Source organism: Citrobacter pasteurii, from assembly GCF_019047765.1.
Lineage (GTDB): Bacteria > Pseudomonadota > Gammaproteobacteria > Enterobacterales > Enterobacteriaceae > Citrobacter > Citrobacter pasteurii.
In genome coordinates this window covers 2,822,872-2,839,632 of record NZ_CP077262.1, presented here as the reverse complement: position 1 = coordinate 2,839,632, position 16,761 = coordinate 2,822,872, and the positions used below count along the sequence as shown (strand labels likewise).

17 protein-coding genes are annotated in these 16,761 nt (G+C 51.3%); 8 read left to right on the top strand and 9 right to left on the bottom strand.

All coding sequences use genetic code 11. From position 1 onward, the window contains the following. Nucleotides 1-2 precede the first annotated feature (2 nt). The 4 genes from urtB to urtE are packed head-to-tail and all read left to right on the top strand — an operon-like array spanning nucleotide 3 to nucleotide 4,155. The gene (gene urtB / locus I6L54_RS13850; protein ID WP_040231115.1) at nucleotides 3-1,577 is read left to right on the top strand and encodes an urea ABC transporter permease subunit UrtB; all 1,575 of its coding nucleotides are present in this window, start codon (nucleotides 3-5) and stop codon (nucleotides 1,575-1,577) included. Further along, nucleotides 1,577-2,650: an urea ABC transporter permease subunit UrtC gene (gene urtC / locus I6L54_RS13845; protein ID WP_005122757.1), complete on the top strand. Its 1,074-nt coding sequence runs from the start codon at nucleotides 1,577-1,579 to the stop codon at nucleotides 2,648-2,650. The genes urtB and urtC overlap by 1 nt, the downstream gene beginning before the upstream one ends. Continuing rightward, nucleotides 2,650-3,447: an urea ABC transporter ATP-binding protein UrtD gene (gene urtD, locus I6L54_RS13840; protein WP_040231114.1), complete on the top strand. Its 798-nt coding sequence runs from the start codon at nucleotides 2,650-2,652 to the stop codon at nucleotides 3,445-3,447. The genes urtC and urtD overlap by 1 nt, the downstream gene beginning before the upstream one ends. A 9-nt stretch (nucleotides 3,448-3,456) precedes the next feature. Continuing rightward, nucleotides 3,457-4,155: an urea ABC transporter ATP-binding subunit UrtE gene (gene urtE / locus I6L54_RS13835; protein WP_005122752.1), complete on the top strand. Its 699-nt coding sequence runs from the start codon at nucleotides 3,457-3,459 to the stop codon at nucleotides 4,153-4,155. Nucleotides 4,156-4,195: 40 nt separating this feature from the next. Here the strand turns inward: urtE and ydeE are convergent, their stop codons facing one another. Next, entirely contained in the window at nucleotides 4,196-5,383 is a 1,188-nt protein-coding gene (gene ydeE, locus I6L54_RS13830) for an efflux MFS transporter YdeE (protein ID WP_040231112.1), read from the bottom strand. A gap of 198 nt (nucleotides 5,384-5,581) precedes the next feature. On the opposite strand from ydeE, the gene eamA reads away from it, so the two are divergent. After that, entirely contained in the window at nucleotides 5,582-6,481 is a 900-nt protein-coding gene (gene eamA / locus I6L54_RS13825; RefSeq protein WP_005122748.1) for an O-acetylserine/cysteine exporter, read from the top strand. A gap of 30 nt (nucleotides 6,482-6,511) precedes the next feature. Here the strand turns inward: eamA and marB are convergent, their stop codons facing one another. From marB to marR, 3 genes are read right to left on the bottom strand one after another with little or no spacing between them, the layout of a single operon-like run. Further along, nucleotides 6,512-6,730: a multiple antibiotic resistance protein MarB gene (gene marB, locus I6L54_RS13820; protein WP_005122747.1), complete on the bottom strand. Its 219-nt coding sequence runs from the start codon at nucleotides 6,728-6,730 to the stop codon at nucleotides 6,512-6,514. 30 nt (nucleotides 6,731-6,760) lie between these two features. Then, nucleotides 6,761-7,144 (bottom strand): MDR efflux pump AcrAB transcriptional activator MarA, encoded by a 384-nt coding sequence (marA, locus tag I6L54_RS13815; protein WP_003032424.1) that lies wholly within the window; start codon nucleotides 7,142-7,144, stop codon nucleotides 6,761-6,763. Nucleotides 7,145-7,162: 18 nt separating this feature from the next. After that, on the bottom strand, nucleotides 7,163-7,597 hold the full coding sequence (marR, locus tag I6L54_RS13810; RefSeq protein ID WP_040231108.1) for a multiple antibiotic resistance transcriptional regulator MarR: 435 nt from the start codon (nucleotides 7,595-7,597) through the stop codon (nucleotides 7,163-7,165). Between the two features lie 257 nt (nucleotides 7,598-7,854). Here marR and I6L54_RS13805 point away from each other — a divergent pair, with 257 nt between their 5' ends. Beyond that, nucleotides 7,855-8,520 (top strand): MarC family NAAT transporter, encoded by a 666-nt coding sequence (locus I6L54_RS13805; RefSeq protein WP_040231106.1) that lies wholly within the window; start codon nucleotides 7,855-7,857, stop codon nucleotides 8,518-8,520. A gap of 34 nt (nucleotides 8,521-8,554) precedes the next feature. Here I6L54_RS13805 and I6L54_RS13800 read toward each other — a convergent pair whose 3' ends face one another. From I6L54_RS13800 to I6L54_RS13780, 5 genes are all read right to left on the bottom strand, one after another. Next, nucleotides 8,555-9,751, bottom strand: coding sequence for a sugar transporter (locus I6L54_RS13800; protein WP_040231104.1), 1,197 nt, complete (start codon nucleotides 9,749-9,751; stop codon nucleotides 8,555-8,557). A 184-nt stretch (nucleotides 9,752-9,935) separates the two neighbouring features. Beyond that, nucleotides 9,936-11,255, bottom strand: a complete 1,320-nt coding sequence (locus I6L54_RS13795; RefSeq protein ID WP_005122737.1) for an MFS transporter — start codon at nucleotides 11,253-11,255, stop codon at nucleotides 9,936-9,938. 65 nt (nucleotides 11,256-11,320) lie between these two features. Further along, the gene (locus I6L54_RS13790) at nucleotides 11,321-12,271 is read right to left on the bottom strand and encodes a phosphoglycerate dehydrogenase (RefSeq protein ID WP_005122736.1); all 951 of its coding nucleotides are present in this window, start codon (nucleotides 12,269-12,271) and stop codon (nucleotides 11,321-11,323) included. Nucleotides 12,272-12,318: 47 nt separating this feature from the next. Beyond that, the gene (locus I6L54_RS13785; protein WP_040231103.1) at nucleotides 12,319-13,203 is read right to left on the bottom strand and encodes a dihydrodipicolinate synthase family protein; all 885 of its coding nucleotides are present in this window, start codon (nucleotides 13,201-13,203) and stop codon (nucleotides 12,319-12,321) included. Beyond that, nucleotides 13,196-14,365, bottom strand: coding sequence for an iron-containing alcohol dehydrogenase (locus I6L54_RS13780; RefSeq protein WP_040231102.1), 1,170 nt, complete (start codon nucleotides 14,363-14,365; stop codon nucleotides 13,196-13,198). The genes I6L54_RS13785 and I6L54_RS13780 overlap by 8 nt, the downstream gene beginning before the upstream one ends. A gap of 171 nt (nucleotides 14,366-14,536) precedes the next feature. Between I6L54_RS13780 and dtnK the strand changes: the two genes are divergently transcribed. Both dtnK and I6L54_RS13770 read left to right on the top strand, forming a co-directional pair. After that, complete coding sequence (gene dtnK / locus I6L54_RS13775) at nucleotides 14,537-15,781, top strand: D-threonate kinase (RefSeq protein WP_040231100.1); 1,245 nt, start codon at nucleotides 14,537-14,539, stop codon at nucleotides 15,779-15,781. Beyond that, nucleotides 15,774-16,760, top strand: a complete 987-nt coding sequence (locus I6L54_RS13770) for a D-threonate 4-phosphate dehydrogenase (RefSeq protein ID WP_040231098.1) — start codon at nucleotides 15,774-15,776, stop codon at nucleotides 16,758-16,760. Before dtnK ends, I6L54_RS13770 begins: the two co-directional genes overlap by 8 nt. The last annotated feature ends 1 nt before the right edge of the window (nucleotide 16,761 follow it).

Genomic DNA, 16,761 nt, shown 5'->3' with positions numbered 1-16,761 from the left:
TCATGAAAGCCATGCGCTTTATTCGTGGCGTGTTGTTGCTGACGTGGCTTTTGCCGTGGATAGCGCAGGCAACAGATGCCGATACCTTCGCCGCGGCCAGTCGGACACAGCAGGCGACATTACTGGAACAATGGGCGATTAACCCCGATGTTCAGCGTTTACCTTTGCTTAATGCCCTGAGTGGCGAAAACCTGCTGACCGATGACGTTAAAAATGCGTTCACGATGAAAGGTTCACGTGTGCAATCTCTGGGGGCGGCCAGCACACCCAGTGGCGAATTAAAAAAAATCCGCCTGACTAACCGCCTGCGTAACCTGGTGGCTGGCACATTGGCTGTTCATCAGTTGTTAAGTGACAGTGTCACTTTTAGAATGGCTGCTGCCCGGACATTACAACGTGAAGCACTGCCAGTGATGCTGCCATTTTTGCAGCAAAGGCTAATGCAGGAGACGGATGCTGGCGTGAAATCCACCCTCGCGGTTGCTCTGGCAAACCTGCAACTGAACAGCACTTCGCCCGATATCAGACGCCAGGCCATCGAATTGCTGGGCGCATCCAATGATCCTGAAACACAAGCGCGATTACAGCCTTTCACCCAGGTGGAACATGAACCCGATGCGCGCGTACGCGCTGCCGCCAGCGAAAGCCTGAATACCATCGGACATCGAATGAAGGTTGGAGAGCTGCTTGGCCAGGCGTTTATGGGATTATCGCTGGGGTCTATTTTATTGCTGGCGGCGCTGGGGCTGGCCATCACCTACGGACTACTCGGCGTCATTAATATGGCGCACGGTGAAATGCTGATGCTTGGCGCTTACTGTACCTGGATGGTGCAACAGCTGATGAGCCAGTTTTTCCCGCAGTGGTTAGCCTTTTATCCGCTGATTGCGCTGCCGGTTGCCTTCTTGCTGACCGCCGCTATTGGAATGCTGCTGGAACGCACTGTGATCCGCCATTTGTACGGACGCCCACTTGAAACGCTACTGGCAACATGGGGGATTAGTCTGATGCTGATCCAGTTGGTGCGTATGGCCTTTGGTGCGCAAAACCTCGAGGTAGCTAACCCGGCGTGGCTGTCGGGTGGTATTCAGGTCTATGCCAATTTGATTTTGCCGTGGAACCGGATTGTGGTGCTGGGATTTGCCATTCTGGTGCTGTTCTTCACGTGGTTGTTGCTGAATAAAACCCGTCTGGGTATGCGCGTGCGGGCGGTGACGCAAAACCGCAGCATGGCTGACTGCTGCGGCGTTCCCACGGGGCGCGTGGATATGTTGGCATTTGGTTTAGGCTCCGGCATTGCCGGACTTGGGGGCGTGGCGCTATCGCAGTTGGGCAACGTGGGACCAGAACTGGGGCAAAGCTACATCATTGATTCATTTTTGGTGGTGGTGCTGGGTGGCGTTGGACAGCTTGCCGGGAGCGTCGCGGCGGCGTTTGGTTTGGGGATTTTCAACAAGATTCTCGAACCGCAGGTTGGGGCCGTCCTCGGCAAAATTATGATTCTGGTGCTGATTATTCTGTTTATTCAAAAACGTCCGCAGGGGCTGTTTGCGCTAAAAGGGAGGGTCATTGACTGATGACGATGCCAATGACATTAACGCTGGCGCGCAAAGCGCCGCGTATTACCTGTGTGCTGGGACTGACTTTACTGCTGGCACTGATTATTCTGCCATTTCTCGCGCTGTTGCCTACGGATCATCCGCTGGCGATATCTGTCTGGACACTGACACTGGTTGGGAAAATTCTCTGTTATGCCATTGTGGCAGTTGCCCTGGATCTGGTGTGGGGATATGCCGGAATGCTGTCGCTGGGCCACGGTATTTTCTTTGCGCTGGGCGGTTATGCGATGGGGATGTACCTGATGCGCCAGGCATCTGGTGAAGGGGTGCCCGCTTTTATGTCGTTCCTGTCGTGGACTGAACTTCCGTGGTTCTGGTGGGGAACGCAGCATTTCCTTTGGGCGATGGTACTGGTTGTTATGGTGCCAGGCTTGCTGGCGTTGATATTTGGCTGGTTTGCCTTCCGCTCAAAAATCAAAGGTGTCTATTTCTCCATCATGACGCAGGCACTGACCTTTGCCGGTATGTTGTTGTTCTTCCGTAACGAAACCGGGTTTGGCGGTAATAACGGATTTACTGGTTTTACCACCATTCTGGGATTTTCGGTGACGGCGACCACGACACGTATTGCGTTGTTCCTGGCGACCGTTGTGCTGCTGACTCTGGCGCTGTGGCTAGGGTGGGCGCTGGCTCGCAGTAAATTTGGCCGTATTTTGACAGCCGTTCGCGACGCTGAAAATCGGTTGATGTTCTGCGGGTATGACCCAAAGGGCTTCAAACTACTGGTGTGGACGCTCTCTGCTGTCCTGTGCGGACTGGCGGGGGCGCTGTATGTTCCGCAGGTGGGTATCATTAACCCCAGTGAAATGTCACCCACCAACTCAATTGAAGCTGCGATTTGGGTCGCACTGGGTGGGCGCGGTACATTGATTGGCCCGGTGTTTGGCGCGGTACTGGTGAATGGCGCTAAAAGTTGGTTTACCGTCATCATGCCTGAATACTGGCAACTGTTTCTCGGCCTGATTTTTATTGGCGTTACGCTGTTTTTGCCTCGTGGCGTGATTGGTCTGTTTCGCAAGGGAGACAAATAATGCAGCCAGATGAAGGGCTTTTTACCCGCCAGATGCCGGGCGATCGTTTTCGCAATCAAACAGATCCCGTGCTCCAACTGGAAAAAATAAACGTTAACTTTGATGGTTTCCAGGCGCTAACGGATTTGACGCTCAATATTGGGGTTGGCGAGTTACGCTGCGTAATTGGACCCAATGGCGCGGGAAAAACCACGTTGATGGATGTCATCACCGGTAAAACGAAGCCACAAAGTGGGCGGGCGATTTACGATCAATCCATTGATTTAACTTCACTCGACGCCATCGCCATTGCTCGCCAGGGCATTGGTCGCAAATTTCAGAAACCGACCGTTTTTGAAGCGTTGACGGTGGAAGAGAACCTCGAGTTGGCGATGAAAAATGATAAATCCGTTTGGGGTTCCTTACGGGCGTGTTTATCGGGAGAACAGCGGGATCGCATCGATGACATGTTGACGCTGTTGCGACTGAGTAACGAACGCGCCCGTCGTGCCGGACGCCTTTCCCATGGACAGAAACAATTTCTGGAGATTGGTATGTTGCTGGTGCAGGAGCCGCATTTGTTGCTACTGGATGAGCCGGCTGCCGGGATGACGGATGCCGAGACGGAATACACCGCTGAACTGTTTCGCCAGCTTGCCGGAAAACATTCTCTGATGGTGGTTGAGCACGATATGGGGTTTGTTGAGAGTATTGCTGATCACGTCACGGTATTGCACCAGGGGCGGGTACTGGCCGAGGGGAGCCTGCGCGATGTTCAGGCCAATGAGCAGGTGATTGAAGTGTATCTCGGACGCTAAGGAGTGCTGATGCTACAGGTAAATGAACTAAATCAATACTATGGCGGCAGCCATATCCTGCGCGGCGTGAGTTTTGAGGCGCGTATCGGTGAAGTAACATGTCTGCTGGGGCGTAATGGGGTTGGCAAAACGACACTGCTGAAGTGCCTGATGGGTCTGATTCCAACCCGCAGTGGCAGCGTTATCTGGCAGGGTAAAAACATTACTCTCCGTAAGCCACATCAGCGGGTGCAGGCGGGGGTAGCGTATGTGCCGCAGGGCCGCGATATTTTTCCTCGCCTGACGGTTGAAGAGAATCTGTTGCTGGGACTCTCCCGGTTTTCAGCACAAGAGGCAAAACGTGTACCGGATGAAATTTATGCGTTGTTTCCGGTATTACAGGAGATGAAATACCGGCGGGGCGGTGATTTGTCGGGCGGGCAACAGCAACAGTTAGCTATTGGCCGGGCGCTGGCCAGTCGCCCGCAGTTGTTGATCCTCGATGAGCCAACAGAGGGGATCCAGCCTTCGGTGATAAAAGAGATTGGCCTGGTTATCAGCCAACTGGCCCATCGTGGTGATATGGCTATATTGCTGGTGGAGCAGTTTTATGACTTTGCCGAACAGCTTGCAGACAAATACCTGTTAATGTCGCGAGGAAGCATTATTCAACGCGGATCAGGTGAAAATATGGCAGCAGAAGGTGTGCGTGGGTTGGTTGCCATTTGAATCAGGCGACAGTGCCGTTTTGGCACTGTCACAGTAATTTTCAGCAGACTACCGGCTGGCTCCAGGGTTTGGCGCGCATGCCTTTTATCATTAACGTCCAGGCAAGGACAATCGCCACCATTAGTGCGACAAACAGTGACCATGGGGGCAGTGTGGTCAGGATGACCCCGCTGACTAATGGGTTTACCGCCGCGCCAAGCCAGCCCAGTGACTGGGCGGAAAAGTAACTGGCTTTCATGCCTGCCGGTGCGATGTTGTCGATCAGCATGTATTCACCCGGCGCGTAGATGACCTCGCCAATGGTGAAAAAGGCGGCTGAAATCCCCCAGAACAGCAGGCTGTTGCCAGAGAAGGTAAAACCGACCAGACCGATAACAAAAAAAAGTGTACCCGCAGCCATCAGCGGGCGGATGTTTGCAGACGTCAGTCTGCGTCCGACAGCATATTGCAGTGATACCACAATTGCCGCGTTGACGGGCAGGACGACCGCCACCACTTTCTCAGCAAAATCGCCATCGGCAACCACCATCACGTACTGAGAAATACAGGATGCAAATGCACCACCGACAAACGAGGCCAGAAAAGCAGACAACGTAAACCAGCATAATGCTTTATCGCGCAGCAAAACCGAGGGTGACCATACTGTCGCGTTCAAACCTTCAGAGGGGATTACGGAGCGTTTTACCCATGTCTGGATAAACACCAGCGGGAAGGCTGAACATATGGCCGCCAACCAGAACGGCAGGTTAATGCTTTGCATGACCAGTAGCGTGCCCAACGGTGGGCCAACGGTCCAGCCGATGTTCAGCACGGTGTAGTTAAGTGAGAAAATCTTTGTTTTGGTGGTGGCTGAGAGGTTATCGGCAAACCAGGCTTTCAGCACGGTTGCAAACACGGAGTAGGCACAGTTGATCAGCGCGAAGAGCAGCACCACCACCACTACGTTATGCACCAGTGGAATCGCTATAAAGCCGCAAGCAAAGCCCGCGATCGCCAGCAGCATAAAGCGTTTTTTTTCAAATTTATCGGCCAGGATGCCGAATCCAAGACTGAAAACGACGCCAATAGTCAGTGCTACTGTCATTGCATAACCGATCAGATCGACACCCAGGCCATACTGACGACTGAGGTAAATCGTCATGAATGGTAGCGTAGCTCCGCGTCCAATGGTTAATAACAAAGATGACGCGAGTAACGCGAGAGTGGACCTTCTCAGTGAGATATTCATTTTCCTGCCCGACAGTGCATGTTGTTATGTTTTTTTTAGATATCAGAAACAAATAGCATGCTAAAAGTGTGATGTACACTCAATAAGTTGTCTGAAAATGCCCTGTGTGGCCTACCTGAATTAATGATCTGTTACGGTACAACGATTTCCGTTACCTTAACTTGTTTACAAAAATTTAATATTTGTAGGGGCGGTGGTATGTCGCGTAAAGATGGGTTGCTGGCGTTACTGGTTGTTGTAGTTTGGGGGCTGAACTTTGTTGTCATTAAGGTAGGGTTACACAATATGCCACCGTTGATGCTGGCAGGCTTGCGCTTTTTACTGGTGGCGTTTCCCGCAATTCTTTTTGTTGCCCGCCCGAAGATCCCGCTCTCGCTGTTACTTGGCTATGGCCTGACCATCAGCTTCGGTCAGTTCGCTTTTCTGTTTAGCGCCATCAAGTTTGGGATGCCTGCCGGTCTGGCATCGCTGGTTTTACAGGCGCAAGCGTTTTTCACTATCGTGCTGGGCGCGTTCGCCTTTGGCGAGCGTTTGCAGGGGAAGCAACTGGTCGGTATCGCGCTGGCAGTGTTCGGTGTGCTGGTATTGATTGAGGCGAGTCTCAATGGACAACATGTCGGTATGCTTGGCTTTATGCTGACGCTGGCGGCGGCACTGAGCTGGGCCTGCGGCAATATCTTTAACAAGAAAATTATGCAGCATACTTCGCGTCCAGCGGTCATGTCGCTGGTGGTGTGGAGCGCGTTGATCCCAATTGCTCCATTTTTCCTGGCCTCATTACTTCTCGATGGCCCAACGCAAATAACCCAAAGTTTGGTGGCGATAGATTTGACGACCATCCTGTCGCTGGTTTATCTGGCGTTTGTGGCGACCATCGTGGGTTATGGCATCTGGGGTTCTTTACTCGGACGTTATGAGACCTGGCGTGTCGCACCGCTGTCGCTGTTGGTGCCAGTAGTTGGCCTGGCGAGCGCGGCCGTGCTGCTGGATGAAACGTTAACCGGGCTGCAACTGCTTGGCGCGCTGTTGATCATGGCGGGGTTGTATATCAACGTGTTCGGTTTTCGCTTGCGCAAGATTGTGCAGGTGAGGGGTTAAAAAAAGCCCCGCAGTGACGGGGCAAAATAATTACAGGCTGTGCATATTGTAGTAAGGCACGCCTAATTCATCGGATTTATCGCTGCCGGCACCCATATGATTAAAATCGAACGGAGATTGATCGTGCGCAGGGGGCATAATCATCGCGTCGCGATTATTTTGCGTTGTCGGTTGCGGGGTTTGTTCCGCCATGCTCTGGCCCGACACAACAAGCAGCAGGGCCAGCATCGCATAAGACAGAAGTTTCATGATTTCCTCGGTTACGTCGTTAACTGGCGATTAGCAATTGCATTGATTGAGCGGTAGCAAATACCGGGATTCGCCATGCATATTCGTCATCCGATATTTATGCGGCGGTACATCAAAATAGTTCTTGAATGTCCGGGTCAGCGTTTGCTGAGACTCAAAACCGTAACGCTCTGCAAGATAGAGGATCGGTTCGTTACTCTCTTTCAATTTTTGCGCTATTTCAGTCATTTTACGGCTACGGATATATTGACCTAATGAATGGCCGGTTTCTTTTTTGAACATCCGCTGCAGGTGCCATTTGGAGTAACCTGAACGCTCAGACACTTTTTCCAGCGAGAGTGGCGATTCAAGGTTATTTTCGATCCAGTCCAAAATGCTATGAATAGTGATTGTGTCAGTATTGCGTCTGGACATCGTCATACCTCTTTCTGTTTACGGCAGGACTTTCTTAAGCAAATGCTCAAGCGTGGTGACTTCATCCGCCGTTAAGTTTTTTGTTAGTTCCTGGTGCAGGTCTTGCCCTACTAATTGATGACACTGCTCGCAAATTGCTGCGCCGTGCTCGGTGAGTTTCACCAGTACACCGCGCTTGTCATGTGGATTCGGAAGCCTTTCTATCCAGCCTTTACAGGCCAGTCTGTCCAGCATCCGCGTCAGGGCGCCAAGATCGACAGACAGCACTTTTTTCAATTCGACAGGGGTAATGCACACCGCACAACGGATGGAGCAGAGCACCTTAAACTGCGATGCCGTGATATCCAGCGGTGACAAATAGTCGTTTAATAAACGATCTTTTTTCTGATTAACCATGTAGATCAAACGACCCAGTGGGATGATTTCATTGAACAGATCACTGGTGCTTTTCACAATGGTTGCCCTGGCAAGTAGTTAGTCACGGCTGATATTATTGCTTAGGCAAATATAAGTCAAATGAATGAGTGGCCGCATGCCACGTTTTGCTAAAACATCAGGAACGCGCTACGCATAGCGCGTTTTTAACGTTCTGATCCGTAGGGTTTATGCGTAAAGAGAACTAATGAATCCTTACATCGACAACATGGCTTAACCCTGGAGTTTGCCCTTATACTTGCCGTTGACGAAAAACGCACAGGAAAGATGACATTATGATGGACTTGTTTAAAGCAATAGGACTGGGGCTGGTAGTCCTGTTACCGCTGGCAAACCCGTTAACCACCGTGGCGCTGTTTCTCGGCCTTGCTGGCAACATGAACAGCGCAGAGCGTAACCGTCAGTCATTAATGGCGTCTGTCTATGTATTTGCCATTATGATGGTCGCGTACTACGCCGGGCAGGTGGTAATGAATACGTTCGGGATTTCGATTCCCGGGTTGCGTATTGCGGGCGGGTTAATCGTTGCGTTTATCGGCTTTCGCATGTTGTTCCCTCAGCAGAAAGCGCATGATTCTCCGGAAGCGAGAAGCAAATCCGAAGAACTGGAGGACGAACCGACGGCTAATATTGCCTTTGTTCCGCTGGCCATGCCGAGTACTGCCGGCCCGGGGACGATTGCCATGATCATCAGTTCGGCCTCTACCGTGCGGCACGGCACCGAATTCCCGGACTGGGTGATCATGGTTGCACCGCCCATTATTTTTGCTGTCGTCGGGGTTATCTTGTGGGGATGCCTGCGCAGTTCTGGCGGAATTATGCGGCTGGTGGGGAAAGGTGGGATCGAAGCTATTTCCCGTCTGATGGGCTTCCTGCTGGTGTGTATGGGTGTGCAGTTTATTATTAACGGCGTGCTGGAAATCATCCAAACCTACCATTAAACAACGTGCCCGGTATGTCTACCGGGCTCTTTTCTTATTGCTGCTGTGGTTGCTCTTCCAGCGTTACCGGCCATTTGCGGAAAATAATCACTGACCAGATCAGCGCTGCAACGGCAGGGAGTGCACCGACGTAACCAATCGTCGACATCGACCAGTGCAGACTTACCTGATTTCCCACCAGTGCCCCCGCGCCAATACCAATATTAAAGATACCGGAGAACAGCGCCATTGCGACGTCAGTGGCATCCGGAGCCAGCGCCAGTACTTTCACCTGCATTCCCAGACCGATCAACATAATGGCGATGCCCCAGAAAATACTCAGGACAGCCAGATGCATTTCGCTGTCAGCGGCGGGGAGTAACAGCACCAGGCATATCGTCAGCAGGGCAATGGCGCTGCTAATCAGTACAGAGGCGTGTTGATTACCCAATTTCCCGAATATGATGCTCCCGACAATACCCGCGCCACCCAGAACCAACAGTAACACGGTGGCAAAGTTTGCGCTCAGCCCGGCGACGGTCTGCACAAAGGGTTCGATATAGCTATAGGCCGTATAATGCGCGGTGACCACAATCACCGTCAGCAGATACAGGCTCATCAACGCCGGACGGCGAAATAACACCGGCAGGCTTTTTAATGAACCGGAATGCTCACTGGGTAATTTGGGCAGGAGCTTAATCAGGCAAAGCAGGGTAATTAGCGCGCCCATACCGATGGCAAAGAAGGTGGTGCGCCAGCCAAAATACTGGCCGACGATGCGTCCGATAGGCAGGCCTAATACCATCGCCAGCGCGGTGCCGGTCGCAATCAGACTGAGTGCCTGCGCGCGTTTCCCGGCCGGAGCAAGGCGGATCGCCAGCGATGCAGTGATCGACCAGAAAATGGCGTGTGCGAAAGCAATACCAATACGGCTAATAACCAGCACGGTAAAATTCCATGCCAGGAAAGAGAGTACGTGGCTGGCGATAAACACGACAAACAGGCAGATCAGCAGCTTGCGGCGTTCTACCTGACTGGTGAGCAGCATGAAGGGCAGCGACATCAGGGCCACCACCCAGGCGTAGATCGTCAACATGATCCCAACCTGCGCGGTCTGCATATTAAAACTTTGCGCGATGTCGGACAGCAACCCGACCGGGACAAACTCAGTGGTATTGAAAATAAAACCGGCAATAGCAAGCGTAACTACCCGTAGCCACGCGACCTTACGGGAAACAGTGTCTGTTGTCATATGTATAAATCGGGTTAGCTGCGAAAAGGAGAGGTGGCGATCTTAAAACGTTTACTGGTGAAAATACAATCATTTCGTGATTAAGATCACGCTGCTTTGCGGATGATAATGCGGTGCGTTACGAGAAAAAATAAAGCCGGTCAGTACTACTGACTGACCGGAGAATACCGTTACCAGAGTGAGTTTAGTGCAGCTGCGCTTCTTTCATGCACAACGCTTCATGCTCATTGTCGATGATTGGCTCAACTTTACCCATCAAAAATAGATAGTTCAAAATTCCCAGAACCACCAGTGCGGCAGAGAACACCAGCGCCCAGGTAAAGGAGCCAGTGGCTGCAACAATGGCTCCGGTAATAATTGGTCCTACCGCGCCCCCCATATTGGAGACAGTATTCTGTAACCCTGCAACAATCGATACGCTGTTTTTAGGCGCAACGTCACCCGGTAGTGCCCAGACCTGCGAGGCGGCAACCGTGGTGCCTGATTTCGCCACACACAGTAAAAACACGGTCATAAACACGGAATCAGTAAAAGGGGCAAAACCAATACATAAAGCCATTAACAGACCGATTGTCAGGAATAATTTTCTTGTGGCAGTCAGCGACAGGATCCGCTTATGTACCATACGGTCAGAGGCCCAGCCGGCAAAGACTTCTATCACCATCCCACATAATAATGGCAGGGCGGCAACCATCCCCATTTTGATAAAATCCATTCCTTTATCTTTTACCAGATAAGTGGGTAGCCAGGTAATAAAGAAATAGGATGTATAGTTGATGGTAAAGAAACCGATACACATTGCCCAAATATTACGGTAGCGTAACAGTTTATACCAACGCATCGGTAATACGGATTTGTCGCCGTGTTTTTGCTTTTGCCCTTCGCGAATATGTTTAATTTCGCTTGTACTGATCCTTTTGTGGTCTTCCGGGTTTTCTGTATAAATAAAATACCAGGCAATGACCCAAAAAATGCCTACACCACCAATAATCAGAAATGTCATCCGCCAGTCAAACTGGTAGATCATCCAGACAATAAGCGGCATCGCAACGGCACCGCCAAATTTAGAGGCACTGTCAAATAATCCTGAGACGGTGGCCCGCTCCCGATCCGGGAACCAGCGCGCAGCGATCCCTGCATTGCTTGGATAGGCGGCGGCTTCACCGACGCCCAGAGCGAGTCTTAATGCGAGTAGAGATTTAAATCCAGTGGCTAAACCCATCATTGAGGTGGCGATTGACCACCACGCGACGGCAAAACCCAGACCTTTTTTCTGACCAAAACGGTCTGCAAACCATCCTGCCGGTATTTGCAGTAAAGAATATGACCAGAAGAACGCCGCCATAATAAACCCCATCATTTCAGGATCGAGTTTTAGCTCATCAATGAGGTGAGGTGCTGCAGCCGATAATACCGTCCGGTCAATATAGTTAATTGCAATAGCAAGCCACATTAATCCCGCAATCCACCAACGAATTCGGGATTTTTCTGCAAAATTATTCATATATCTGGCCCATGGTAGATGTTCATTTTTATTATTGTGGAAAGGGTAGGGTTATCTCCACAATGTTATAATCCGTTCATGATGTTTTTAGGTTTACGCTGATGAATGACATGTTCAATGATGTTATAAACGCATTGCTCGCCTATATTGCTGATCGCGCCCTCGGTATATCCTGCAATATGTGCCGTAGGGATGAAATTATTGAGCGCAAATAAGGGGTGTGAATTGCACGGTTCTTGTAAAAAGACATCGGCGGCAGCACCCTTAATGACACCCTGCGTGAGAGCCAGAAAGAGATCCTCTTCATTAACGACACCACCGCGTGAAACGTTAATGAGATAACTAGTGCTCTTCATTTTTTTCATCTGTGCTAAATCGAAGAGATCTTTGGTTTCTGGCGTCAGCGGAGTGTGTAACGTGATGAAATCACTTTGTTCTGTTAGTTCATCGAGCGAAACGTATTCAATGTGATTATCTGCGGCGAACTGTGCATCCTGCCATGCGTCGTGAGCCAGTACGCGCATATTAAAGCCGCGGGCTCGCAGTGCAACCTGTTTACCGATGTTACCTAACCCAATAATGCCAATCGTTTTTCCATATACATCGGAGGCGAAGATCCGTGGCCAGTTTCCCGCGCGGGTTTGTTCAATCGCGTAGGGAAGCTGACGCGCACAGTTAAGGATCAGGGAAAACGCAAAGTCTGCGACGGCATGTTTATTGGCATCCGGCACATTGGTAACAAAAATACCTTTTTCACGCGTGGCATTGAGGTCGATATTATCGACGCCCACGCCGTGTTTGCAGACGATTTTCAGATTCGGTGCCGCAGCTATTAGTCCGGCATTAACATCGGTAAAAGCGACGATCATTGCCACTGTCTGTTCCAGATGAGGTGCAAGCGCTTCTAAACCGGCATCTGCAGGAAGCATGATTAATTCAAGTCCGGCGTCGTTAAGCAGTTTGATCGGTTGCTGATCGTATTTGGCAAATGAAGGTGATGTACAGATGACGTTCATAATACAATCCTGTTAGTTAAGCGGCGTTGCCGCCGCTGTAAAAGTGTCTATCGTAAATAGTTATTGATAATTTGCTGAATCTGGCGTTCCTGATGAGCATCAAACGTGACGGCGTAACGGCTGGCGCCTACCTCGTGCCCCATGATTTGCAATGCTTTTTTGACTGCGGCGGGCGAGAACGCCACTTTATAGAGCTCGGTTCGCAAACCTGTGACGCTTTCCTGTGCTTCATGCGATCCGACAACATCACCGGCCTTGAATCGCGCCCAGATAGCGTTAATTTCTTTTGCCGCTACGTTCGCCAAACCGGAAATACAGGCTGAACAGCCATCAACAAATCCCTGATGAATGAGTGAATCTGGACCATTCAGCACATCAAATCCCTCGATATCTTTAACAGCATCCAGGAAGCCGCTAAGACTTTCATAACTGCCGGCACTATCTTTGATCCCGATAATGTTCGGGTGTGCCGCCAGCACTCTGGCTGTTTCCGGTTCAATGGTATTTCCCGTACGTGCCGGAATGTTGTAGAGAAATACCGGTACCGATAGCGCGTCGGCAATCGCGGTATAGTGAGCTATCAGTTCCTGTTGTTTGAGCGGAACAAAATACGGGGTAATCACCGATACGGCATCGACGCCCAGTTTTTCTATTTGCTTGCCGAGACGAATGGTTTCACGGGTAGAGATTTCACCAATATGCGCCACTACGTTCGCCCGCCCGGCAACTTCCTCAACGCAGGTGCGGGTCACTGCTATTTTTTCTTCCTCGTTAAGCACAAAAAACTCACCGTTTGTGCCGCCGCAGAAAATACCGTTTCCGGCATTTAACTGGCGGTTTACCTGGTTTCTCAGTTCTTTAAGGTTAAGCCCGCCGTCGTGGTCGAACGGGGTGACGATTGCCGTCAGTACACCACAGATTTTCTTACTCATGATTCACTCCTTTGGTATTCAGTTCTGGAAACAGAGTTTGATAAATGGCCTGAATATCCTCATGGCTCACCTCGCAGGGAGCATTATTCATCAGGCGTTTTACGTTCAGCGCGGCATCGGCCAGTGCGGGAATATCAGTAGACGGTACACCAAGCGTTGCCAGGTTATCGGGCAGGCTCAGTCGTTTCACAAGCGCGGAGAAGTATTCCACCAGCGCGAAAGATTTTTCTTCGGCACTCAGAGTGCGATCGTCATCAGGCAACAGATCCCAGACCTGAGCGAATTTGTCTACCACATTAGGACGGATAGCTTTCATGCAAGGTGCTAACAGAATCGCATTGGCTACACCATGAGGCAGGTGATAACGCCCCCCGAGCGGGTAAGAAAGTGCATGGACAAGATGAGTTCCGGCATGATTAATCGCTACTCCGCCATAATAGGACGCCCACAGCATTTCCAGTTTAGCCAGCAAATTGTTCGGTTCATTAACCGAAGTTTCGATGTTCTTCAGCAATTTCTGTAACCCGATGAGCGCCGCGTTATCGCTTACCGGATTGGCCACAGTAGCGGTAAAGCACTCAATCAGATGACATAACGCATCAATTCCGGTTGATGACGCAATATGCGCTGGCATGCTGGTAGTCAGTTCAGGCAACAGGGCAACGTAATCTGGTAATAGCACCGGAGCAATGATGCCGACCTTGGTGTTTTGTTCCGGGATTGCCAGAATCGCATTGGGCGTCGCTTCAGAACCCGTACCCGCAGTGGTAGGGATCAGCACTGAAGCTACGCGGTGTAGCGGTTTCTCGCCTGCCAGCATGGCGTCAAGAGAAGGGGATTCGGGATGACATAGGACGGAGAGCAACTTCGCCACATCCAGTACGCTGCCACCGCCAATACCTATCACCATCTCTACGTTAAGACCTTTAACGCTTTCTAACAGTGTCGCAACGTCATGATGACCCGGCTCGGCAGGTACGTTATCAATAAGTGTTACCTGGCGGCCATCGTTACTTAATAAGGCGCAGATATGCGCCACTGCGTCCAGCCTGACGATATTGCTATCCGTCACCAGTAACAGCTGGCGTTTACCTGCCAGTAACGGCTCCAGTGCGGGGATAGCATTCGAACCGCTAATCACGGTGCTATTGATTGTTGCCACAGCATTCTCCTGTTGTTCGAGTGATTGAATTCGCTCACTGAGGTTCAGGAACGATTGCATCATGGGCTAAATTTATAATTTATCTCGGAACTGAATAACTTGAGCTTGCTCACATTTAATCAAATGTGATTGAATATAATCATTATCAATATTCAACAACCCGGAGCATGGATGAGTAGACATGTTGTAAGACCCCAGATCCTTGTCATTGCTGATGACTTTACGGGGGGAAATGATGCGGGAGTGAGTCTGGCGCTGACGGGAATGACGGTGAACGTCGCTTTCACATTGCCCTGTGCCGATGATGCAGATGTGCTGGTCATCAACACTGATAGTCGTGCTCTGGAGGCAGAGCAGGCCGCCGCCAGAGTAAGTGAGCTGGCGCTTGCGAGTCAGTCAGGTCCTCAGACGCAATGGCTCAAGAAAATGGATTCAACATTGCGTGGAAACCCAGGGGCCGAACTGGACGCGTTAATGCGGATTACAGGTAAAAAGCGAGCCATCGTGGCACTGGCTTGTCCCTCAGCAGGGCGAACCACCGAGCAGGGGCAGTGCCTCGTTAACGGTATTCCCGTAACGCAGACTGAATTTGCCAGCGATCCGAAAACGCCGGTCAATAGTGCCGATATCTGTGAGGTGTTACAGGCGCAAACCGCCATTGCGTGTCGGGCCATGTCCCTGAACGACTATCTGCAGCACCTCAGAGAGCCTGCTGCGAAAACGCCACAAATCTGGGTGGTGGATGCCCGCACGCAGACCGATCTTGATGTCATTGCTACGGAAGCGCTGATGCAGGAGGAACCGCCGCTGCTGGTGGGGTCTGCCGGGATCTGTGACGCGCTGGCCCGCCATGTCCGGACACCATCCTCACAGTGCTTACTGGCGGTAGTGGGTTCAATGAGTGAAATCGCTCAACAGCAGATTGCTGCAGTGTGTCAGGACCCGCGGGTGGAGACTGTATTCATTGATATCGAAAATATCTTCAGCGGCATCCTGACAGAGTATGTGCAGCGTATCGCCAGGGTTCTCATCTCAGGTAAACACTGCATCGTTCATACCTGTCCCGACAGCGAATCACGCCATCATATTCCAATGCTGTGCGCGCGCCTGGCGATGAGCCGCGCGCAGCTCGGTGAAACAATCTGCCAGTTTCTTGCACAGCTTACCCGCCAGGTGCTGCAGGAAGTCTCGCCTGGAGCGCTGTATCTTTCCGGCGGTGATGTCGCAATGGCGATCGCAGATGCGCTGGAGGCAACAGGATTCCGTATTACCGACCGTGTGGCCCAGTGTGTGCCGTACGGTCATCTTGCCGATAGCTACTGGCAACGCCCGGTTATGACAAAAGCAGGGGGATTCGGTGACGAAACCACTCTGCGTCAGGTTTTAAATTTCATCGAGGAGAAAATGAGTGAATAACACGATAGCGGTAACCATGGGCGACCCGGCAGGTATTGGACCGGAGATCATTATTAAATCGTTGGTGGAGGGAGAACTGTCTGGCGCGCCGGTCGTCGTTGTGGGTTGTGCACAAACGCTGAGGCGCATCCAGGCATTAAATGTCACGCCGCCTGTGGAACTCCGGGTGATCGATAACGTAACCCAGGCACAATTTGCCCCTGGTGTTATCAACGTAATTGATGAACCTCTTGCCGATCCTACCGCTCTTCAGCCGGGCGTAGTGCAAGCGCAGGCGGGCGATCTGGCCTATCGCTGTATTAAGCGCGCCACCGCGCTGGCGCTCAGCGGGGAAGTGAAAGCCATTGCCACTGCGCCGCTGAATAAAGAAGCACTGCACATGGCAGGACATCATTATCCCGGCCATACCGAACTGCTGGCGCAACTGACCAACAGCCAAGACTACGCGATGGTGCTGTATACCGAACAGCTTAAAGTGATTCATGTCACCACGCATATTGCACTACGTAAATTCCTTGATACGCTCAGTGAGCAGCGAGTGAAAACAGTCGTTCAGGTCGCAGATGATTTCCTGCGTCGTGTCGGGTTTGATAATCCACGTATTGCGGTCGCAGGCGTCAACCCCCATGCCGGTGAAAATGGCCTGTTTGGCGAGGAAGAGATAACGATTGTCGGACCCGCGGTGCAGGCAATGCAAGCGAAAGGGTTGAATGTTACGGGACCCTGTCCACCGGATACGGTATTTATGCAGTGCCACGAAGGTATGTATGACATGGTGGTGGCGATGTATCACGATCAGGGCCATATTCCGCTAAAATTGCTGGGATTCTATGATGGGGTGAATATCACCGCCGGATTGCCGTTTATTCGCACCTCTGCGGACCACGGTACGGCGTTTGATATTGCCTGGACAGGTAAAGCCAAGTCTGAGAGCATGGCCGTGTCCATCCAGTTAGCAATGCAAATTACGCGGGATTAAA